Source organism: Acidianus brierleyi (genome assembly GCF_003201835.2).
GTDB lineage: Archaea > Thermoproteota > Thermoprotei_A > Sulfolobales > Sulfolobaceae > Aramenus > Aramenus brierleyi.
The window spans coordinates 1,574,101-1,596,727 of the sequence record NZ_CP029289.2 but is presented as its reverse complement, the minus strand read 5'-3'; the positions used below and the strand labels follow the sequence as shown (position 1 = coordinate 1,596,727).

General features: G+C 29.6%; 22 protein-coding genes. 6 read left to right on the top strand and 16 right to left on the bottom strand.

All coding sequences use genetic code 11. The features are described 5' to 3' along the window. Positions 1-32: 32 nt before the first annotated feature. Complete coding sequence (locus DFR85_RS24545) at positions 33-1,238, top strand: aminotransferase-like domain-containing protein (RefSeq protein WP_110270542.1); 1,206 nt, start codon at positions 33-35, stop codon at positions 1,236-1,238. Here the strand turns inward: DFR85_RS24545 and DFR85_RS24540 are convergent. Next, the gene (locus DFR85_RS24540; protein WP_110270541.1) at positions 1,214-2,086 is read right to left on the bottom strand and encodes an MDR/zinc-dependent alcohol dehydrogenase-like family protein; all 873 of its coding nucleotides are present in this window, start codon (positions 2,084-2,086) and stop codon (positions 1,214-1,216) included. The genes DFR85_RS24545 and DFR85_RS24540 overlap by 25 nt on opposite strands. 51 nt (positions 2,087-2,137) lie before the next feature. Between DFR85_RS24540 and DFR85_RS24535 the strand changes: the two genes are divergently transcribed. After that, positions 2,138-2,491 (top strand): helix-turn-helix domain-containing protein, encoded by a 354-nt coding sequence (locus DFR85_RS24535; protein WP_110270540.1) that lies wholly within the window; start codon positions 2,138-2,140, stop codon positions 2,489-2,491. Here DFR85_RS24535 and DFR85_RS24530 read toward each other — a convergent pair. Continuing rightward, positions 2,468-2,854 (bottom strand): hypothetical protein, encoded by a 387-nt coding sequence (locus DFR85_RS24530; protein ID WP_110270539.1) that lies wholly within the window; start codon positions 2,852-2,854, stop codon positions 2,468-2,470. The genes DFR85_RS24535 and DFR85_RS24530 overlap by 24 nt on opposite strands. A gap of 62 nt (positions 2,855-2,916) precedes the next feature. Here DFR85_RS24530 and DFR85_RS24525 point away from each other — a divergent pair, with 62 nt between their 5' ends. Further along, a complete protein-coding gene (locus DFR85_RS24525) occupies positions 2,917-3,615 on the top strand; it encodes a DUF2192 domain-containing protein (RefSeq protein ID WP_110270538.1) in 699 nt (232 codons plus the stop codon). Between the two features lie 41 nt (positions 3,616-3,656). Beyond that, a complete protein-coding gene (locus DFR85_RS24520) occupies positions 3,657-4,559 on the top strand; it encodes a CBS domain-containing protein (RefSeq protein WP_110270537.1) in 903 nt (300 codons plus the stop codon). Between the two features lie 491 nt (positions 4,560-5,050). Here the strand turns inward: DFR85_RS24520 and DFR85_RS24515 are convergent, their stop codons facing one another. From DFR85_RS24515 to DFR85_RS24500, 4 genes are read right to left on the bottom strand one after another with little or no spacing between them, the layout of a single operon-like run. Further along, positions 5,051-7,663, bottom strand: coding sequence for an ATP-dependent helicase (locus tag DFR85_RS24515; RefSeq protein ID WP_432417928.1), 2,613 nt, complete (start codon positions 7,661-7,663; stop codon positions 5,051-5,053). A gap of 44 nt (positions 7,664-7,707) precedes the next feature. Further along, positions 7,708-9,084, bottom strand: a complete 1,377-nt coding sequence (locus tag DFR85_RS24510; RefSeq protein WP_110270534.1) for a glycosyltransferase family 2 protein — start codon at positions 9,082-9,084, stop codon at positions 7,708-7,710. Continuing rightward, the gene (locus DFR85_RS24505) at positions 9,071-9,664 is read right to left on the bottom strand and encodes a ParB N-terminal domain-containing protein (protein ID WP_162582737.1); all 594 of its coding nucleotides are present in this window, start codon (positions 9,662-9,664) and stop codon (positions 9,071-9,073) included. The genes DFR85_RS24510 and DFR85_RS24505 overlap by 14 nt, the downstream gene beginning before the upstream one ends. Next, a complete protein-coding gene (locus tag DFR85_RS24500; protein WP_110270532.1) occupies positions 9,624-10,304 on the bottom strand; it encodes an endonuclease III domain-containing protein in 681 nt (226 codons plus the stop codon). Before DFR85_RS24500 ends, DFR85_RS24505 begins: the two co-directional genes overlap by 41 nt. A gap of 287 nt (positions 10,305-10,591) precedes the next feature. Between DFR85_RS24500 and DFR85_RS24495 the strand changes: the two genes are divergently transcribed. Next, entirely contained in the window at positions 10,592-10,855 is a 264-nt protein-coding gene (locus DFR85_RS24495) for an SSO5209 family protein (RefSeq protein WP_110270531.1), read from the top strand. Here the strand turns inward: DFR85_RS24495 and DFR85_RS24490 are convergent. The 8 genes from DFR85_RS24490 to DFR85_RS24455 all read right to left on the bottom strand — a co-directional run bounded on the left by DFR85_RS24490 (position 10,837) and on the right by DFR85_RS24455 (position 19,095). Next, positions 10,837-11,400, bottom strand: coding sequence for a methyltransferase domain-containing protein (locus DFR85_RS24490; protein WP_246252855.1), 564 nt, complete (start codon positions 11,398-11,400; stop codon positions 10,837-10,839). The genes DFR85_RS24495 and DFR85_RS24490 overlap by 19 nt on opposite strands. Before the next feature lie 134 nt (positions 11,401-11,534). Further along, the gene (locus tag DFR85_RS24485) at positions 11,535-12,818 is read right to left on the bottom strand and encodes a hypothetical protein (RefSeq protein ID WP_110270530.1); all 1,284 of its coding nucleotides are present in this window, start codon (positions 12,816-12,818) and stop codon (positions 11,535-11,537) included. Between the two features lie 26 nt (positions 12,819-12,844). Continuing rightward, a complete protein-coding gene (gene upsX / locus DFR85_RS24480; protein WP_110270529.1) occupies positions 12,845-14,845 on the bottom strand; it encodes a protein UpsX in 2,001 nt (666 codons plus the stop codon). A 27-nt stretch (positions 14,846-14,872) separates the two neighbouring features. After that, positions 14,873-15,508: a precorrin-6y C5,15-methyltransferase (decarboxylating) subunit CbiE gene (cbiE, locus tag DFR85_RS24475; RefSeq protein WP_110270528.1), complete on the bottom strand. Its 636-nt coding sequence runs from the start codon at positions 15,506-15,508 to the stop codon at positions 14,873-14,875. Then, entirely contained in the window at positions 15,471-16,622 is a 1,152-nt protein-coding gene (gene cbiD / locus DFR85_RS24470) for a cobalt-precorrin-5B (C(1))-methyltransferase CbiD (protein WP_110270527.1), read from the bottom strand. The genes cbiE and cbiD overlap by 38 nt, the downstream gene beginning before the upstream one ends. Beyond that, the gene (locus DFR85_RS24465; RefSeq protein ID WP_110270526.1) at positions 16,619-17,704 is read right to left on the bottom strand and encodes an RsmB/NOP family class I SAM-dependent RNA methyltransferase; all 1,086 of its coding nucleotides are present in this window, start codon (positions 17,702-17,704) and stop codon (positions 16,619-16,621) included. Before DFR85_RS24465 ends, cbiD begins: the two co-directional genes overlap by 4 nt. After that, on the bottom strand, positions 17,694-18,251 hold the full coding sequence (locus DFR85_RS24460; RefSeq protein ID WP_110270525.1) for a precorrin-8X methylmutase: 558 nt from the start codon (positions 18,249-18,251) through the stop codon (positions 17,694-17,696). Before DFR85_RS24460 ends, DFR85_RS24465 begins: the two co-directional genes overlap by 11 nt. A gap of 208 nt (positions 18,252-18,459) precedes the next feature. Further along, positions 18,460-19,095 carry a hypothetical protein gene (locus tag DFR85_RS24455; RefSeq protein ID WP_110270524.1) on the bottom strand — a complete coding sequence of 212 codons (636 nt, stop codon included), beginning with the start codon at positions 19,093-19,095 and terminating at the stop codon, positions 18,460-18,462. Positions 19,096-19,146: 51 nt separating this feature from the next. Between DFR85_RS24455 and DFR85_RS24450 the strand changes: the two genes are divergently transcribed. After that, on the top strand, positions 19,147-20,022 hold the full coding sequence (locus tag DFR85_RS24450; protein ID WP_110270523.1) for an NAD(P)/FAD-dependent oxidoreductase: 876 nt from the start codon (positions 19,147-19,149) through the stop codon (positions 20,020-20,022). Positions 20,023-20,138: 116 nt separating this feature from the next. Here the strand turns inward: DFR85_RS24450 and DFR85_RS24445 are convergent, their stop codons facing one another. Beyond that, positions 20,139-21,044, bottom strand: a complete 906-nt coding sequence (locus tag DFR85_RS24445; protein ID WP_110270522.1) for a 4-hydroxybenzoate octaprenyltransferase — start codon at positions 21,042-21,044, stop codon at positions 20,139-20,141. Positions 21,045-21,051: 7 nt separating this feature from the next. Then, a complete protein-coding gene (gene cimA, locus DFR85_RS24440; RefSeq protein WP_110270521.1) occupies positions 21,052-22,614 on the bottom strand; it encodes a citramalate synthase in 1,563 nt (520 codons plus the stop codon). Positions 22,615-22,627 lie beyond the last annotated feature (13 nt).

Below are 22,627 nucleotides of genomic sequence, written 5' to 3'. Positions count from 1 at the left end.
AGTAATAAATACTTTACATAATAATAATAGTTATGCCTAAATGGGATAAATTTCTTTCTAAAGAAAGTAGTTTACTTAAGACGTCAGAGATCAGAGATCTGTTAAAACTAACAGAAGGTAAAAATGTTATTAGTTTCGCTGGAGGATTACCAGATCCTACAACTTTCCCTGCAGAGGATATAAAAAATATAACAGACTACGTTCTAGATAACTATTCTTCTAGAGCATTACAATACTCCGCAACTTCTGGAATTCCAGAACTTCGAAAAGAACTTGTAAACTTATCTTCTCAACGTGGAATATCTAATATTTCAGAAAATAACATATTCGTAACTGTTGGAAGCCAAGAAGCTCTATTTATGTTGTTTAATATAATGGTAGACCCTAAGGATAATATATTCGTAGAGACTCCTAGCTATTTAGCAGCTTTAAATATCTTAAGAGCTAGAAATCCATCTTTTCATGGAATTCCACTTACAGAATACGGTCCAGATTTAGATTCGCTAGAAAATCAGCTAAAGAAATTAGCATCAGAAGGGAAAAAGGTAAAGCTTACTTATATAATACCTACTGCACAGAACCCTGGTGGAACTACATTATCATTAGAAGGTAGAAAAAGGCTATTGGAACTTGCCTCTAAATATGATTTTATGATAGTAGAAGATGACGCTTATGGGTTTTTAGTATTTGATGGTGATAGCCCAGCTCCAATTAAAGCGTTAGATAAGGAAGGAAGAGTTATATATACTGGTACTTTCAGTAAGATCCTGGCTCCAGGATTAAGATTAGGCTGGATAGTTGCTGATGAAGAAATTATTCAAGAAGTAGAATTATTTAAACAAAATGTAGATCTTCATACACCAAGTTTTACTCAATTTATAGCTGCAGAAGCTATAAAAAGAAATGTAATACAAAATAACTTACCCAGAATTAGAGAACTATATAGAAAGAAAAGGGATGTCATGTTACATGCTATGGAACAGTACTTCCCAAAAGAAGCCTCATGGAGTAAGCCAGTAGGAGGAATGTTCGTTTTTGCATGGTTACCACAAAAAATAGATACTGTGAAAATGCTTTCTACGGCCTTAAATAGAGGAGTTGCTTATGTTCCTGGCTCCAGCTTTTACTATGATTATTCTGGAAGAAATACTATGAGAATAAATTTCAGCTTCCCTACTGAAGAACAAATTAATAATGGAATAAAAACTCTTGGTCAACTAGTTAAGGACGAAATGTAATTTTTTAACGACTTGATCTCTACTATTACTCCATTTTTTGGTGTAGGTATGGAATTTATTATGTCGTCTGAATATGCTATATTTTCATTAAATATTCTTTCAGTAACATATTTATCTAAAAATTGAGCTACATCGTCCCTCTTTTTAGGATATATAAATGCAGTATTATGTGGAACTATAGTAGGCCATGAATTCATAAATTTTGGAATTATTATTTTGCCATTATCTTTAACTAATTTTTCTGCAACGACTCTAGCCCAACTTCTCATTGTAGAGATAACTATTATATCCCATTTTTTATCACTTTTTTTGACTTCTTGAATACCTGGCATTTTTGATTCAGTATCAGAATATATTCCTATATTAGAAGAATCTGCTAGGGCTAAGTATGTTAATAAACTAGTAAATCCAGAACCTATAATTAGAATATCTTTACCTTCAGCAATTTCTTTTATTTGTAGGGCTATTGACGCAAAAGGATAAAGTAAAATCTTATCAGAATAATTAGGAGATATTACAATAATGGAATCTGATGGAACAGTAGCTTTTTCAGAGAGGATACCATCAATTTCAGTTCCTATTCCGCCATATTTCTGTGAATATGGAAGAACAAGAACTGTTTTACCTTGCAAAGTAGTATCTACATCTAAACCTACTGCGTCTATTTTTCCTATGCCTATACTACCTAATACTCTCCAAGGTCTTACCCATAGAAATCCTAAATATATGGAATTTTCTATCACACCCAGTAATACCTTTTGAGTAGAGATCAATACAAAATCGGAGTCTATAGGCTTTTCTACTATGTCCTTAGCAATAATACCTTGGTTAAATATTATAGACATCATGCAAATGAAATGGAGTGGTTATCTTTTAAGTTTTAACTATAAAGAAAGGCTATGAAAGCTATTCATAACATTAGCAAAGAAGCCAGAGAAGAAATTATAACCGAACTTTTGTCTCATAGGAGTAGAAAAGAACTTGCCGATGAACTTGGGATAACTCCAGCAGCTATTGTTAAGTTCTCAAGCGGTAAAACTCATCCTAGCGATGAGACCATAATGAGAGCTTTAAGTATAGCGAATGATGATGAAAAGAAGAAAATATTGAAAATTATAGTAAACGATTTGGTTTCAAGTATAGTTGAGATTCTTTCAAATAATCCTACAATAGCAGAAGAGAATTTAGAAGAACTAAAAAAGATAATTACCGAAGTAGACAAAAAATCATTAAGCTCTTTTGGGTTCATATAATGGACAAGTTATGCATAGACCAGGGAATTTATTTACAGATACTTTCTTTGATCCGTCTTGATTAAATATTATGACATCCACTGGTATTCCAAGCTTTTCAGGATCACTAATGTTCCATGCATTGCACGTATCATTAGATACATGTTTACATGTCTTTGATTTCCATACTCCTTGTGATTCTGCTATTTTTAGCCAGCTTAGGGATTTTGATATATTATCTATCTCTTCATGAATTTTCTTCTGGAAATCTACGTCAATCTGCTCATGCGATTTTATTTCTTCTTCTATTTTCTTTATTTCTTCTTCTAGATCTGATGGTGAAACTAGAACTATACTAGGCTTTAAATTATCTTCAAGACTCATAGATGATTAATTAATTTGATATCCTTTTTAAGGTAAAACACATATAAATCTCTGGATTTAATATGGTAAAAGAGATCTACAAGGACCGAATAAAGGTTTTGACAGACATTTGGGGATTAATACTTAATGAGTGGAAAGATTTAAATAGAAATGATATAATAGAAATTTTACAAAAAAACTATGAGAAAAATAATATAAGACCGTTAAGAGGATTCAAGTCTACTAATCTTTACGAGAAAGAATTGATAAGTTTATATGTTGTAGGAAAAGAGGGCTTAGGTTTGTATGATGATTATAGAGATATTTTTGATAAGTTCTTCGATCAAGAAGAGAAGTATGAAGAAATAGCTGAATCTATTAATGTATCCCCAGATAAAGCTTTTGATTTATCTGGGCAAGATAAGGATCTATTAGCACGTGCTCTTCGAGTTACTTTTACTGAAGTAATATTCTCATTTTCAGATGAGTCTAAGCTTATAAATTCACTAAGGATCCTTAATTCTTCCCAAAATGATGCTATAAAACATACTGCAAAAAGTTTTTCTAGATTTTATACTGCATTTAAGCTAGCAGAAGAAATAGCCGAAGGAATAATTAGAGATAAAATGAACTACATAGCAATGAAGAAAGCTATATCTATAAATATAGGATTTGATTATCCATTACCAAAAGCTAATTATGTAGCGTTAATATCTAAGGAAGTATTTAATGTAAGAACTAAAATTATTAAAAAAGTTCTTGAAGTATCAACAAATGTTTAAAGACAGAAGTTTTTAAGTATTATAATTAATTATAATTTAGTATGCAGAATCTATCATCGACCCAAAAAGAGATATTGTTAGCATTAACTGAATTATATAATAGAGAGAAAAAAATGATAAAAAGTAAAGAAGTTGCTGACATGATAAGCAAAGATGAGGGAACAGTAAGAAATATAATCCTAAGCCTAAAAGTGTTGGGTTTAGTAGAATCCAAGCCAGGACCGAATGGAGGATATCTTCCAACACTTAAAGCTTACGAGTTTATTAAAAATCCTACAGTAACGCCTATTCTTGATAAATTAAGCCTATATAGGGGAAATATTGAAACAGATATAAAGGTAGATAATATAGAGCTTTTAGATATTACAAATCCTTCGGGTAATAAAGTAATACTTAAAGTAAGTGGAGATTTAAGAAAATTAAGAGCAGGAGATTCTGTAAGATTTGGTCCAACACCGTACAGTAGACTAGTTATAGAAGGTGTAGTCATACATGCTGATGATACTAGAAAAGAAGTAGCAATAGATGTTAAAAGAATGATAAGTGTACCAAAAGAAAAAGTGAAAAATATAATAGGAAAAAAATTAGTTACTTTAAAGCCTGAAATGAGCTTAAAAGAGGCTTCTATGATATTATATAAAGAAGGAATTAGAGGAGCTCCAGTAATATCTGACGGGGAAAAAGTGGCGGGAATTATAACCACAGCAGATATAATAAAAGCTTTCTTTGAAGGTAATTACTCATCTAAGGTTTCAGACTATATGAAAAAGGATGTTATAACTATAAACGATGAGGATGATGTATTGGAAGCAGTAAGAAAAATGGTAATTTATAATGTAGGACGACTATTAGTGGTGGATTCAATGCAAAGAGTAATAGGCATAGTTACCAGGACAGACATACTAAAGTCTATAGCAGGGTTAGAGGGACTATGGGGAGTGTAGAAAATATCTAAGTTTCAAGATAAATTTCAAGATTTACTTTCTAAAAGTTCATTAATTTTAATAAAATTTAATTAATTTGCCTTTGAATAGTTTATAGTATTGGTCTAATTATTTAATATATATTGAATATTACTAAAAATATATTGAAGATATTCTAAACAAATCTTTGTTATGTTTTTTAGGAATAAGTAAGAATTTAATAGATATCCTAAAAATCCCGTACTTAGAGTTTTTATCTAAGAATGAAAGAAAGATGCGGAATAATAGTAGATAATGAATTTATAGAAATAAGGAATATATCTGAAAATAATTACGAATTCATAATGGATCCTAAACAATTATACAATTATCTTAAACATTATAATTTGAATGCTATAGTCCATACTCATAGAGGCATGTGTGAGCCAAGTGATTTCGACATTTATAATATGAAATTTTGGAATATTCCATGGATAATTGTCTCTAAAAAATGTATTAAAGCGTATAAATACTCATACCTCGGTATAATTGAGATCAATATTGAATCCCTTATTTCTAAGAAACTGTATAACCTTATCATGCAGCTTCTTTATTAGTTCCCTTTTATCCTCTGCTAGCACTACATCTGCATGTTCTTTAATTATTATGCCATGTGCAAATGGGCTAGGAATCTTATTGGGTCCTATTACTACAATTTTTATTTTATTTTCCTTTATATTTTTAACTATATTAATAGCGCTTTTAATATCCATATAGTCTTCTAGTATTTCTCTTATTGTTTCCTTTAAAACAGGGAAATTATCTATCTCTCTAACAACATTTAGTAATACTTCTGAGTTTAATTGTCTTCTATCTAAGTTAGTCTCTCTTCCTTTATATCTCTTAAGAAGCATAAATGAACGTTCAGCTGTATGCCTAAATCTTCTCTTTAACATTTCTGTTCTTAGTATAACGTTACTTAAACTATCATACATTTTTTCAGGATCTATTTTATCAAAAATCTTGAATATGTCATAGTTTTCTAACGTAGGGATTGTCAATATAAAGCCATTATCAGTAACTGAAATCCTTACATCAGTAGAAAGATCATCACTTAATATAGAGGCAAGGACTCTAGATAATGCGTCTAAAGCTCTCCTTCCATACAAGGCATGAAATATAAAGTTTCTTCTATTTTCTTCATCATCATAGATTTCTATTAAAATTTGCGTATCACTAGGAACCTTTCCATCAGTAAATAAATATTCCTCTAGTACATATTCGTAAATGGAAGCGGCCGCATATTTTGATATATTATATTCTTTTGAAATATAATTTATTATATCTGATTGTTTAGCTTGTTGTTTTATCATGTTTGCTATCAATCCTCTAAATTTACTAACCTCTATTGCCGAATCAATGGCTAGTGGAAGCATCTCTGAAAACCAACTAGGAACTGTAGGTCTTTGACCTTCTGCAGCCTTTACTATTACTTTATTACCTTTGCTTGATATGAACTCATATGTTTTTCCTCCTAGAACAAAAATATCGCCAGGTGTTAAAATTTCTACAAATTCCTCTTCTAAATTTCCAACGTACTTATTTCCTTCTGTAAATACTGGTATTAAGGATTCTTCTGGTATAGTGCCGCTATTAGTATAAAAGATCATTCTTGATCCTCTTTTTGGCTTTATTGCATCATCAATTCTTATCTTTGAATAAACATTTTTACTTTCTAATTCATATTTTCCAGTTAAATAGTTTAAAACTGCAATATAATCGTCATATTTAAGTTCCGAAAAAATATAAGATTTCGTAAGTATTTCATACAGTTTCTTATCATTAACTTGACCCATTAATGAAGCGGCAATAATTAATTGAGATAGAACGTCTAAAGGATTTTTAGGAATATGAATTTTATCTATTTTTCTTTCTTTAGCTAATTTAGCTAATACGCTGCATTCTATCAGATCATCTCTATCCACTACAATTATTCTTCCTTTACTTATACTCCTTATATGATGACCAGCCCTACCCAATCTTTGCAATAGTCTACTAACGCTCTTGGGGCTACCTAACAATAATACAAGATCTATATAACCTATATCTATTCCTAATTCAAGGCTAGTCGAAGATACAACTACCTTCAATTTACCCTCTTTCAATTTATTTTCTATATCTAAACGTAAATCTCTACTTAGACTACTATGATGAGCACCTACCATATCGGCATCGAATAAGTTTTCCTGTTCTATAATTTTCCTTAACTTGTAAGATACTCTTTCTGCTGCACTTCTTGTATTAGTAAATACTAAAGTTGTACTATGTTTTTTTATTTCATCTATCATTGTATTATATATCCCATTGCTTATCTGTGACTCCGAAGCATGTACTAAGTCCCTCACAGGAGATATAACTTTTATATCAATGTCTTTTACAAATCTTGCATCTACAATTTTACAATCACTGTCTTTACCTACAAGGAATTTAGCTACTTCTTCTAGAGGAGAGATTGTAGCACTTAAACCTATTCTAGCAAAATTATTTTTAGCTAGAATATTTTGATATAACTCTAGAAATCCTGATAAATATGCACCTCTTTTGCTATTAGCAAGCTCATGAATTTCATCTACTATCACCCATTTCACTTCAGTTAATTTCTGGCTAAATTTTGGAGAAACCAATGAGAGCGCAAAAGATTCTGGAGTAGTTATTAAAATATGAGGAGGTATTTTCAACATTTTTTGTTTTTGATATGAACTCGTATCACTAGTTCTTATTCCAACTCTTATCTTTTGTTGGAAATCTATTCTTTTATATATCTCTTCCAATGGTTCTACTATATTTTTATACATATCATTATTTAAGGCTCTAAGTGGAGAAATGTAAATTGCGTATACTTTATCCTCTAATTTTCCATTTTCAGCATAGCCTAATAAGGTATCTAAAATTCCTAAAAAAGCAGATAAAGTTTTCCCACTTCCAGTAGGACTAGATACTAGAGTATTTGTTCCATTTTTAATCAAAGGTATAGCAGCACGTTGAGGAGGAGTAAATGTAGAATATTTTTCTCTAAACCATGAGACTACGTATGGCCTTAATAGAGAAAACACCTCTTCATCAGAATAACCTTTTGCGTAACTTATCATTCTAACATTGAATGATTTGGGCTCAGTTAAAAAAATTTGTACTAAAGCTCATTTTTATAGGTAAAGAATGTGAATAAATACGCTGAAGAATAATAAAGCATCCATATACCACTAAATAAATCATATTTAATTAAATATATTATAGAAGAAAGCAAAAAAGCAAAACCTAATGCGCCTATTATATACACAATATTGGATTTACTAGTTTTACCCTTGGGTGTGACTATATATGTTCTCTTTTTAGCGAATGCCTTAAATAAACTTAATAATACGAATGGAGAGATAGATACAGTATATGCTGACACTTTACCTAACGCTCTTAAGCTTTGTATTAAACCTAGTCCAAGCTTTTTAGCTATAGAAATAAACCCTATTGCATAAAGAGATAACGCTATTAGCCACACTAAAATTAATGGAGTCCTTAAAGGATCACCATAACCTATAAAGGAATAAAAGAGCAGTATTACTGCCACTATAAATGTTAATGCTATTGGGAAATACTGTGATAAAAATAATATCATATCGATCTTTTGTATTAGATTTGATTTACTTTTTAATATTTCCTTAAATCGCCTAATAAGAACTTCAGTACTTCCCATTGCCCATCTGGTTTGTTGGACATAAAAAGCAAATAGATTATCTGGTACCTCTACCAAAACTGGAGAATCAGAAGAGCATATTCTTTTTCCTTTATTTATTAGTCTTGAACCTATTTCTAAATCATCTTGGATCATACTATAATCCCATGGTCCTACACTCTCTATAGCCTCTCTTTTAAATAATGTTCCGCAACCTACTGGAAATATTTTAAGCCCACTTTTTTCTCTTCCATTTAGAATAGAGTAGTCTGCAACTAGAGTAGAAACTATTAATCCTCTGGCTAATGTAGAATACTGATTTGTAGTGTATCCTATCCAGTTCATAGTAACAGCATCACATCCGTAACTTATCATGTGCGAGTAAGCTTTCAGTAACGAATCTTTATTAAGTCTAGCATCAACGTCTAATGTAATTACTAAATCGCCTTTACTTTTCTCATATCCATAAGCTAACGCACCGCTCTTATATCCTTTTTTCTCATGGCCCAACCTATTGTAAAGTTTAACTTCAAGACCTTCTGGAAAATGTAAAGCTTCCACTAATTTATCAAAATATTCTTTACTATCATCAGATACTATTATTATCTCCATTTTAGACTTATCCCATTCGACTTTTGAAAGATTATCCAATAAACCTTGAATAACGCCTACATTTTCTCCCTTTGTAGGAACAATAATTGAAAGAAACGGGACATTTTTTAAATTAACTTCGGTATATACTCTTTTTCTCCCAATATTAAAGAATATAAATTGATACAATAATATCAATGATGGTATTATAAACACTAGAAGCTGAACTATTGTATCAAATAAACTCATTAAGTCTTACTCTTTCATAGTGGATAATAAATTCATAGTTATGTCTAGTCGTTTTTGGAGGAAATCTTAGCCCATTATTGGCAACACTAATTACATATTCCTTTGATATAGAAGGCGGTTCTATTCCGTTTTTTGTATTTTTGATTACCTTAATACCTAAATACATTAACTTATTTTCTAGCCAATGAAGTTTCCAAAATAATGAATAAATTGAAGTAGAACAAAAATTTGCACCATAAATGTTTATACACACATCACCGTCATTTGGCAATTGTAAAGATATTTTCTTAGCCAATTCTGGAGATTTTACTTCTCTGAACCATTTTTCAATTTTTATTCTTGAATCCATATAATCTACTAATAGAACAGGGATTTTCCTAATTTTTAAAAATAGACTTGCATAATATCTATGATGTCCATCTAAGATTAGATAAGTCGATTTATCTACTATTATTGGATACATAAAACTTGTATCTTTTATGCGTGATATAATTTCAAATAGTCTATATTTGGAAACATCTTCGTGCGGAATCAGTAAGCTAGGATCTAACATTTCTTTGGAAATATTCACAGCAGTCACTTATACTACACCTCGAACATAATGGTTTTATTGCCTTGCACGTATTTCTTCCATGCGCTATTAATAAATGATGCGCCTTAAGATAATCTTCTTTTTTAAAAATGCGTTTAAGGGCGCACGATATCTCATTATAGGTATTACCCTCTATTCCTAATCTCTTTGCTATCCTTTTAATGTGAGTATCGACTGGGAAAAAAGGATAGCTCTTACAAGTTAGAAGAACTACATCTGCTGTCTTTTCACCTATTCCAGGCAACGTAATAAGTTCCTTCCGAGCTTCGTCTGGAGATAAATTTAAGATAGTATCTAGATTACCTTTATATTTTTCCTTAATGATGAGTGAGATCTCATGTATTCTTTTCGATTTTATCTTGTATATACCTATAGATTTTATTGCGTCTTCTATATCTTCTATACAAGCCTTGGATAGTTTATCTGGATCTACACTTATTTTACTTTCTAAATTGTAAAAAGCCTTATACGTTCCTTTATCAGTAGAGTTTTGAGATAGTAGAGTAGCTATCAAAACCTTAAAACAGTCTTTATATTTTAACCATACATCATATGCAACATAGTCCTTTGGATTGATAATATATTCGTTACTTAATTTTTGTAGTATATAATCTCCACTACATTTCATACATGTGTACCTTTTGTTACTAGTTTAAATAAGTTACAAAAGACCTAAATTATAATCTTTAAAATGATCAAAAAGGAAAGAATATAATATGCGAGAAATATTAATAAATTATTATATGAGGAATAGTACACAAAAATCATTCATAAAACTTCGCTTTTAATTATATTATTTTCTTGAATGACAAGTTATCGGATAGTAAGAAATATTAGCTAATATAATCTAAAATTTTCAAGCTATTAACTATGGCTAAGTGCTTTTAAACTAAATAGATAAAAGAGATTAGATAAATGTACGAGCTAAAAATTATCTTAGAGGCAATAAAAGACGGTGCATTAAATCCGGGTGAAGTAGTAGTAAAAACAAAATTACCAAGGTATGAAATACTAGCGGCATTTCACATACTAGAAGAATTAGGATTAATAGAGACAATATACTCTAAAGGTTCTCATAAAGTCTATAGATTGACAAATAAAGGAGAGGAAATTCTAGACGGATTAGAAAAGGGAAATATTATTGATTTTGTAGTTAAGTCTCAAGATTTAACTGCATAAGCTATATATATCGGATTTTGGGCCAAGAACATTGTATGATTCTTTATATTTTTACCTTTTATAATTATCACCTCTAATACATTAAAATTATGAAATATGGATGAAACTAATTCCTGAATTTTTGAAAGAGTTTCTAAAGTAAAGATATTTATAACTATTTTCCCACCATATTTTAAAGTTTGATGAGCTAATTTTATACTATCTTCCAAATTTTCTGTACCTCCTATAAATACATTATCAAATATAGAATTTCTATAGGACATAAAAGCAGAGTGAGCTTGAATATATTCAACATTATTAAAATGCGATATCTTTTCGATATATTTGTTTTTGTCTATTGAAATAACATAACAACCTAATCTATCCAATTCAGCCGATACAGAGCCGGTGCCAGTTCCTATTTCTAAAGTTTTGCACCCTGGGAATATATTCATCTTGCTTATAGATATAACTCTAATTTCCTGCTTAGTAGGTCCTGGAATATCTAAATTTTCAAAAATTTCATCATCTAAGAATGGAAAAATTTTTCTATTATGATAAGACATTGTTATCATTCTATAGACATAAAATATAAAGATATTAGCTTAGAGAATATATTCAAACTTTTAATATTTTATCTAATTATAAATATTTTAGAATCAGTATTAATTGCTTTTCTAAAAAATAGATTTATTCCATATTACTGTTGGTATTGAAGTAATATTTCTTGTATCTGTGAATTATCTATTATGTTATTATTTTCGATTTTTCTAAGTATTTCTGATTTTATAGTAATATTTTTTATTATATCATTATAGCTGTTTCTAGATCTTCTGCATATGTTTCTGATTTGTGGAGTAATACCGAGCTCATTTAAATTTTCAGGAATTTTAATTTCTTTAAATCTAACTTTATTACCTAATTTATATTTTTCAAATATTCTAAGTTTATCATTAAAAACTATTATTCCGTCTAACTTATTTACAAATATTTTTTCTAAGTTTCGAGAAAGATAATTAGAGATAAGATTCATTATATTTGAAATAGAATCTAAGTTAGTGAACATCAGTAATCCAGACTGAGTTGGAAAATATTTTAGTAAACTCTCGATATAATCAAGATCTAAATCTAAGAGCACAAAATCTGGTTCATATTTGCTTACACTTGAAATTAGTTTTGACTTATATTGTGCTGATATATGAAACGTAAGCCACGTTCTATCTTTAAAGTTAAATAATGGATATCTTTCTATAGTAGCTATCTTAATATACTGAGGTAAAAGATAAAGGAGAGAATTAAATAGATAATATGCTTTGTTTTTATTACTTATTATTATATAAAATGGTTTATATTCTAAAGTTTCCCATAAATAAGATAAAGTATTGCAATCTATGTTGTTGTTTCTTAGAACATTTATTATTATAGGTTGCTCTTCATACGACTTAATAATTTCAAAATTTATTAGGTTATTATCAAAATAGTATAAGATTTTATTATTTTCATAAGTATAAAATTCTCCAATACTCATTATCTTTTTTGAGCTTGTATCTTTACCAAATTTAGTTAATAAGAACCTTATTTCTTCTGTAGAATTAAATATTATGTTTGTATATAGTCTCCCATATTTTTTATATGAAGAATGTATAACTGATACAGGTTTATTTAAGCTATAGCACTCTATTCTTTCAATTTTTGTATCAAAGTATGGAACTGTTAAATCGTCATAAGTTAGCTTCTTAAAAACATAAAAGGCTATTTTTTCTAATTTAGACTGATCTAAATGAAAGTCACTTAGGTATTCTATTATCTTTGTATAATTATACCCTATTCCTTTTTCATGAATATCTCGTATATACTTCTCTGCAAGTTTCTTATCTTTAAAATCTAATACGGGATCTTTAATTATATAGAGTCCAATTCCATTTACATCTTTAATAGTAATATTAGCACCATAAAGAAAATACTGATCTAATATTCTTTCCATATAATCTTAAAAATGTTTTAAGACAGCTAGAGTATTCCGAAACTATGCATATACTCATAGAGTTTGTTAGATAAGATTTTAGCTACATTTAAGCTAATTCTTAGAGAATCTAATGTAAATTTTTGAACAAATTTTTTATTTCCTATATACGCTCTAATAACAACAGTATTATATGCGGGATCTATAGGAAAGATTATTTTAACTGGAAAACCTCTATAAACATGAAGTCCATAATATACTTCTATAGGAGAATAATATTTGATAATTGGTGTGATAATTAAGTAGTTGCTTTCAACTTTATATAGTAATTTCTCTATTGGATTATCTATTCCTATTACTGTAAAACATCTTTTATTTGAGTCAATTTTTGTACAAATCTCATTTATACCCTTTTTAAGATAATATCTAGAATTATTAATATATAGAGAAGAATGTGCAGGGGCAACCAATATCCCTTTTGCAAAGTTAGGATATAAAAATACTCTATCCCATACAAATTTTCCATTTTCTTCTCTCAAAATAACTTTTCTAATATTATCATAATTATATGCTATTCTAGTTATATCAGAGTTTGGTTCGACTCTAACTATAGGTAAAAGGAATTCCTTTAATAAAATACTTAAATCTTCCCTTTCTATATATATAGATAATATTATATTATCCTCAAAATTAGTTAGATCTATTGGTTCACTTACGTAAATTTGTCCATTTTTAGAAGAAATATCATAATAAATATTATTTTTCCCTATTGATAGCCTTAATTTATTTTTGAACCTACTTGGTATTTTATAGTCCAGATATCCTTCTAGCAATGCATTGAAATCTGTATTAATAACTTTTCCTTTATTAGCATGTAATATTTTTCCATTAAAATTAACTAGAGGCTTTTCTGATTCGACATAAGTACTATATGTCTCATGATAAAAAGGATTTTGCAAAAATATTTTTACTTCACCGTCTTCAAATTTTTTAGGTTCTAAATACATAATTACGTTATTATCCTTTTCTTTCTTATCAATAGTAAGAAATGATTTATCATATGAAATATCGTAAAACTTATTAAAAGCTAATTTAATTGGAAATTCTGAAGTATTCTTATGCCTAAGTATTTTTATAATGTCCTTAATTTCCAACGTATTAATAACTCCAAAATAATGAGAATCAGAGAAAGCATATAGTTTTTTACTGTCTGCTATTACAACTGATGGATTTAGAGTATATATAAGATTAATTTGGTTATCAAATATTAGCGTTTTATCGTGATTTCCTAGTATCATAAAATTTGAGTTTATAAAACTTCTATATTCAACACTGCTTATATTTAGTTGCATCCAGCCATTTTCCCTATATATTTTTGGAATAGGACCACATAATATTATAATATTATTCGAGATCTCTCCCAAAAACGCTGTTAAATCTTGGCAATAACCTATTACATTGCCGTTTAGTAATATTTTATTTGAAAGAGATTTTACAATTAGTCCTTTACTAGCCTTTCCTAAAACATATCCTTCGAAACTATATTTGTCTACATTAAGATCGTTATCTATAACCTTTGTCATTCCATCATATACTAATGATATGTTATTTTTAGAAACGTTTATAGATTTGGGTTTTTCGAAATTTAATATTTTTCCTCTATAAATAAGAAGAAAATCTTTATTATTATAAAGAATAAGTTTATCTAAGTATTTTATTAGGTTTGTATATACGTTATCTTGAAAAATGTACGAGTCCTTAATCTTTTTTATATATTCAATTTTATCATCAATATATACATAATATACATCCCCTGGAAATTCTTCAACTTTTTTTAACGTTGTATCGCCAGATTTATATTCTATTAATGAATTACCCCTTTGGTATATCCATTCTTTATTTTCTATTTTCAGTTCTGGAAATAATTGAACAAATGGTTGTCTTATCATATCTGACTTAAGAATAATATTTCCATTACTACTTTCTAACCAATAGGTAGCAGGTGGTGTATCTAACTTAAAAAGAATATCAAAAATAGGTGGTCTCATACTGTAATTATTAAGTTTAATAATATCTCACGGTTCAATAAAAATAATATTTAGCCCATTTATATCGTGCTGCATAAGTTCGCCAATTTTTCCTTTTACTATTACCTCATTTGGTAAACCTAGATTATTACATATAGCTGCGTTTTTATTTGGGTCTAGACCTAATAATAATATCTTTCTAATATTTTCCTTCAAATCTAAATAAGGATTAGGAAGTATGAAAACTCTAAATCCAGAATTTATTGCTGCTAATATTTTATCATAATTATTACCGTATCTCACTGATATTATTGCAGATTCGTTTAAAGGTTTATGTAGAATGGATGCACACAATTGAACAGAACTTATGCCGGGATTTATTTCACTATTGTCGAAGAATTTTCCTAATCCAGCTATCATAGGATCACCAGTAGATAGCACAACTACATTTCCTGAAAGATTTTTGATATTCTCTATATCATTATAAAAATTTTTATCTGATCTTAAATATATTAACTGTGCATCTGTAATGAACTTTATTAGTTCTAAAATTCGTTTGTCGCCTACTATAATGTCTGCAGATTTTACTTCTTTAATCAATTTGAATGTAAAGTAATCTATATTACCTGGTCCAGCACCTAAAATTTTAATATAAGAATTTTTTGCTGTCTTTAGAATATCCAATTATCTCTCCCTTCATATCTATAAGAATTGTATATATTTTAGCTTTATTATTAATAAGATTTTCTGCATTATAAACTATTTTATTCGCTATATCGCTAAATATATCAAAATAGTTATAATTTCTTAAAATATTTACTGCATCATCAGTAGTTTTACATTCGAAAATTTTCAATAATACGTCATTTGGAACTCCGTGTTTTGCAGAATAAGCTACTATGGTTTCTATTCTTCCATCCCCATATTTATAATGAGTATTCCATATTCCAATAGCATTTTTTACCATTTTGCCTATATGTCCAAACAATACGATTTCTCTAAACCCTCTCTTAGTAGCCGCTTTTATCATTCCGCCTACGAATATAGCCATTTGGACTATAGAGTCTTTATCTACATTTAGCAACTTTCTAGCAGCCGTCTCACCTATATTTCCAGGTACCATGACAACTGACTCAAAACCCTTTTTCTTTACAACGTCTAGTTGCTCTACCATTGATGCATACCATGAAATAATACTCATAGGTTTCACAATACCACTAGTACCTAAAATTGATACTCCCCCTTCAATTCCAAGTCTAGGATTAAATGTTCTTTGTGAAATTTTTTCCCCATTAGGTGCCTCTATTATTATCTCTGCTCCAAAATTATTTCCTAAAATCTCTGTCAAATTGTCTATTAGTTGTCTTTTAGGAACAGGATTTATAGCAGGTTCTCCTTCATTTATGGGAAGACCTTTATTTCTTGCTATTCCAATACCTTTACCTGCTCTTATTGTTAGATACCCATTATCACCATTAATTCTCATTTTTACTATTATTTCCATACCATTAGTATCATCTGGATCATCTCCGCCATTCTTAGTTACACTAGCCTCAGCCCATTCATTGTCGATCTTAACATAATTGACTGGTATTTCAAGTCTTAACCCTATAGGAGTACTTACTGTAACTGATTTAACAATCTTCTTCTCAACTATAGCAAAAGCACATGCTTTAGCCGCAGCGGCAACACATGTCCCAGTTGTATATCCAAATTTCATTATTTCCTTTTTCACGCTCTTTGAGTTAGATAATTCAGGACTATTAGGATTATAATTTAGAGGAATTCTTACACTCATTTTAGTTTGTTTAAATTTAGTTTTGTTATAAAAAAACCTTCAGTAGAATGAACGTTTGGGAAAAATCTTATTGATCGATCTGATATTTTAGACGGATATCCGCTATAGCCTATATTTAAAGGTTTTTCTGCTATGTCGTATAATACATTGAAATGATCTTCTCCCTCTTCAGGAAATATGGAACAAACAGAATAGACAAGTTCATCTGCGTTGATCTTTTCTGAGCTCATTAAAATATCATTTTGAATTTTACTATATTTATAAATTTTTTCAGAATTTTTTAATGTAAGTAGAATCACTGGCTCATTTGAAATCATACCTGACGAAGAACATGGAGCATCAAGAAGAATTTTATCGGATCTTAAAAACGAATTATATGATGAGTCTTGTAAATTAAACTCTATATTATCCATATTCACTCCGTATTTTCGCAATAAATATTTCTCTTTAAGTAATCTTTTAGTATCTAAATCTGCTAAGAATAGCTTAACACTATTTTCAGTTAGTTCTTGAATTAATTGAGCTTTTAATCCGGGCGCTGAAGACAAATCTATTATTCTTTCTTTTCTTTCTGGATTTAATGACATTACTACAGCTACACTAGCCTTATCTTGAATTATAACATCAAAATTTCTAAATTCTTCAGTTTTTCTTATATTGCCTTCTAAAAGTTTATATAAGAACGGGAAATCTCTATCACGTTCAAATTTTATTCCTTGCATATCTAAGAAAGTAAGAATTTTATCTGGATCTTTTTTTAAGCTATTTGGCCTAAACCATACTGTTCTAGTTAACAATGATTTCTCTAAATCTTGAATATTCATATATATTGAAAGTTTATTCCTCATCCATTCCGGTAAAGTTGGTTTTGGCCCTTTTGCTAAAAATTCTTTAACCTTCTGTGACCTCTTCTTACTATTAATAGCAAAATAGCTCAATATCAAAAGTCTTGAAATTTCATAAACATGATCATAATCCATTTTAAGTTTATGAATCTTTTTAGTTTTTTCAAATGCTACTGGTAATGGATCGCCTTTTTCGGTATAAAATAAAACAGAAGAAAGAAATTTTTCAAGACTCACTAAGTTTCACCAAGGCTTTCACTATCGATATGCCTAAAGCTACACCGCCTCTTACGCTTATATTTGTTATATACTCCACGTCTAGATTACTTAGCTCAATCTTGGATTTTAGAGCATTAACAAAGCCTACTGGCACAGCGATTACTAAAGAAGGTTTTACTATATTGTTTTTAATCATTTTATTAAGAGTTATGAGAGCAATAGGACTTGTACCTATCATAATTATTCTATTATTAATGTAATCCTTGTAATTTTCTATAAGATCCTGGGAATAATATCTTGAATTCCTGTGTTGTGGCTCTCTATATATAGCTATATCTCCTAAAGCCACCTTAGCCATTCTAGTATCTACTAAAACTCCATTTTTTACATATTTTATGCCATTCTTTATAGCATTCTTAGATATTCTTAAAGTTCCCACTAGATCTAAATCTCCAGTTGAACGAATCGCTCTTATAATCACTTCAGCAGTTTCATTATCTTGAATATTTATTATACTTCTTACTATTTTTTCAGCTTCTTTTTCTATATTACTTACGTCATCCAAGCAGTGATCATATTAATATTCTTTACGAGTCATTATAAAAATTTAGGACCGTATATAGATTCATGAAAGAGGAAATTATCGCACTCATAATGATAATATTATCAATAGTGCTAACGTATTCTATACCGTCTTTATATAGCTTACTATATGTTCCTTCGATTTATCTATGTGTTAAAGTTTTCAAATTAATAAAAAATAGTAAGAGAGTTCATAATATATCATAAGAGATCTCATTACATATATTTTTTTCCTTACATAATTGGAAAAAGCAATTTAAAGCATCTCTTCCTTTAAGTCCTAACTCTTTTGAATATGCTTTTATTAGATTTCTTTTTTCCTGAAGTGAGGCAGACTCTCTAACTACAACTTTTAGAATACTCATTTCTTCATCTGAAAGTTTAGTTGAGCCTATAAGACTTATTATGATAGGAAGGTTTCCACATTGTTCTCTCCATAAACAAGAAATATTATCCAAATCATGTACTAACTTTATACAATTCCCATTCTTTCTTGGAATACCTTTATAACCTAAGAGAATTTTTAAAAGATAGAATTCAGTCGAAGATGTACTTTCAACACATACTGAGGAAGAAGAAGTTAAACTATCTTCTGAACCTAATTTTTCAATTACATATGCGCCATTAGAAATTACTTTTACATTTTTAATGTACAAAAACAACGGTAATTGAACATAGAAAATATCATAATTATTATAATTAAACTTTATCTCATCTAAAGAAACTTTCTTAGGCTCAATTTCAATACCCTTTAAAACTTCACCATTAATTATGGGCATTATAGGTAATATTTCTTCATCTATAGAATAAGCTAAACTTAGTTTCACGATAGGAGAAAAGGTTTCTAGCTTTTTAACTTTATGACAAAATGAGCATTTGTGAAAAACATAATATTAGGCGGAGGATATGCGGGTCTTAATGTGTATTATAATCTAAATCGTAATAAGATACTACTTTCCAATACAAATAAGTTCATATTTTACACTGCACTTCTACGTAATATTATAGAAAAAACAAATTATATCTCTAAAGTAAGATTCATAAAAGAAGAGCAAATAAAGGATATAGATCTTAAAGATAGGATAATCAAAACAGATAAGGATGAGTATTATGCTGATAATCTTATCGTAACTTTGGGATGTAAAAGACTAAATCTAGATAAAATTATCAATTCATTAATTAAAACAGATAATATAATACTTGGCGCAGAAGATCAGTATGACGAATACATAACACTACAAATGGCTTTTTATGCTAAAAGATTAGGAAAAGACGTAAAATACTCTGGATCTCCATTAAGCTGGCTAGGCAAAAATGTAGAGGAGAAAGTAAATATACTATTAGATAAATATAATATAAAAATTTATGAGAAACCAAATTTAATTCTTCAAAAATGTGAACCACCAGAGTTTCTAGATTTCTTGAAAGTTAATGAAAATTTAGAGGTCAAAAAAGGAGTATATGCTGCTGGTGACATAATATTTGGATGGCCTAAGCTAGGAGAATTGGCAATGAGAAGTGGAAGATTTTTAGGAAAAAAATTAAGTAAAAATAATGATTCTCCTTTTGATCCAATTTTTATTTTTATCCTAGATACTGGCTATGGAGAGGCCTTGCATATTAGATCTAAAGTGCCTTGGGGTAATACATGGAATATAGCTAAAATTTCTAGGATAAGAGCGTTAATGAAAAAATTTATAGAAAAGTACTATATAATTAGGAAAGGAAACATGGGATTTCTTTATTATCTATAGAGTAGATGCCCAGGGACCCGGGGGGCGTCCGGGGGAGATCCTCGTCATTCATTTGAGTCCCTGAGCATCTCAATAGTTATATAATAAAAATGGGGTTAAATAGTTTAATGATATGCCTAGAGCTTAGGTATACCCATTATAATATCAATATCTATACCTAAGCCCAAAACTATGGAAGAATATATATTGTAATAGAACGCACTTCCAAACTTGCTTCTTGTTGCTAAATAATACGCATAGGCCATTATTAATCCATGGGCTATTGTAGATATATATGATAAAAATCCTAATCCATATGAAAAATCTGCAACAAAATCAATAGTTACAGACAATAATTGATTTATTCCAGCAAACTGTAATGCAGAATTTCCAAGTACGACCGCAAAACTATGTAAACCCATTTGTTTATCAAATTCCATGTCTGGAATATGATTATATAAATCAAAACCAACAGCCCAAAATATAGTAGCTATAACAAAATACCATGGTACGGCTTCTAATACTCTTAATAACGAATTGTAATATACTCCTGCAGCAGCTACTGCACCACTAAATATTGCGAGGCCTTGTATTGATGCTAAGTGATAGTTAGCAAGCGCTGTAAATCTTTTCATATAGGGATATGTCATGACTATTAGGGCTACTATTGGAGATAAAATGAAAGCCCATATATTTACAAGATATGCAGAAATAAAGAAACCAAGTAAACCTATTATTATTAAGATTCTAGCCTCAGTTACACTTATAGCTCCAGTAACTAATGGCCTAGATCTAGTTCTTGGATTTTTAGAATCTATAAATCTGTCAGCTAAATTATCATTTGTCATTCCCGCAATACGTAAAAAAAACAATGCAGAAAATATTAAAACTAGAATATAAATGGAAGGAACTCTTCGTATAGCTATAAAAGCACCTAAGTAAGCCATAGGAAGGCTAAATAAAGTTTGTTCCATTCTTAAGAATCTCATAATAAGATAAAGTTTACCTTTACCTCCTCTTGCTCCTCCTGGATCCCAAGTCACAAATTATCTAAACCACTAATGGTTTTAATTTCTTGCTAATTTGAATATAATAGTCGAACCCACTCACTAATGCCTCTATTGATGCTTCTATTACACTTCTCGAAACACCTATAGTTTTCCATTGTTTTTCTCCGTCTGTAAATTCGATTGTTACCCTAACCACACTTTCAGTATTTTTTATCTCTCCTGGTAACACAACCCTATAATCTATTAGCTTTATTTTCGATATGTCAGGGAAAATATTCTGAAGAGCCTTCCTTATAGCAAGGTCAATAGCATTTACTGGACCTACTCCTTCTGAAGCTTCCAAATATGAATTTACCTTAACTAATGCTAGTGCAAGCCCATTCTCATTAATAACTTTCCAATACTCTACATCAAATACTTTCTCATAAAGTCCTAAATCTTTTAAAGCTATAAGCGCAGCAGAAGCTGGCGCTATATCAAAACTATATCCATGATTTTCTAGATCTTTTATTTTTTGCAGTATAGATTTCAGCCTAGGATCTTTTTTATCAATATTTATACCTAATCTCTCAAGATAGTTTACAAGATTAGCAGAACCAGCTACTTCTGATATGAGTATTTTTCTAGAGTTTCCTACACTTTCTGGATCTACATGCTCGTAAGCTCTATGATTTTTAATTACAGCATCGGCATGAACTCCAGCCTTATGAGCAAATGCATTATCTCCAACATATGGTTGAAAAGGATTAGGACTAACTCCTGACAACTCATAGACTAGTCTAGATAATGGTTTAAGTTCTTTTAAACTATTTATGTCCTTTAATACCTTAAACCCAAATTTTAAAACTAATGTAGGTATTATCTGAATTAGGTCAGCATTTCCAGTTCTTTCGCCTATACCGTTTATAGTACCTTGAACATGACGAGCACCAGCTAGAACACCCATTAAAGTATTTGCCACACCGCACCCAATATCATTATGCATATGCAAACCAATTTCAACGTTAGTCTGCTTTACAACGTAACTAGTTATATCATATATTTTATCTGGTGTTGTTCCACCGTTGGTATCTGCTAGTGCTATAACATCTGCTTTAGCTTCTTCAGCAGCTTTAATTACTTGCATAGCATAGTCTGCGCTATCCAAAAATCCTTGATAGAAATGCTCTGCATCAAATATAACGTAAAGTCCATGTTGCTTTAAATATTCTATACTTTCAGTTATTAGATTAAGATTATCTTCTTTAGATACTCTTAAAACATCTGTTACATGTAAGATCCATGATTTTCCGAAAATAACTGCAGTATCAACATCGGATTCTAAAATAGAGTTTAGAGTAGGATCCTTTTCAGCTTTAGTATCTTTCCTTCTAGTACTTCCAAATGCGGCTACTTTGGATCTTAATGAGTATTCCTTTATCTTCCTAAAAAACTCATAATCTTTAGGATTAGAACTAGGCCATCCGCCTTCTATAAAATCTATACCTATTTTATCTAAGTATAGAGCTATTCTTATTTTATCGTTTAAAGTAAAAGATATGGAGGCTGTTTGAGATCCATCTCTTAATGTAGTATCCAAAACCTTAACTAATTTCTTGTCCACCGGCCATGGGTTA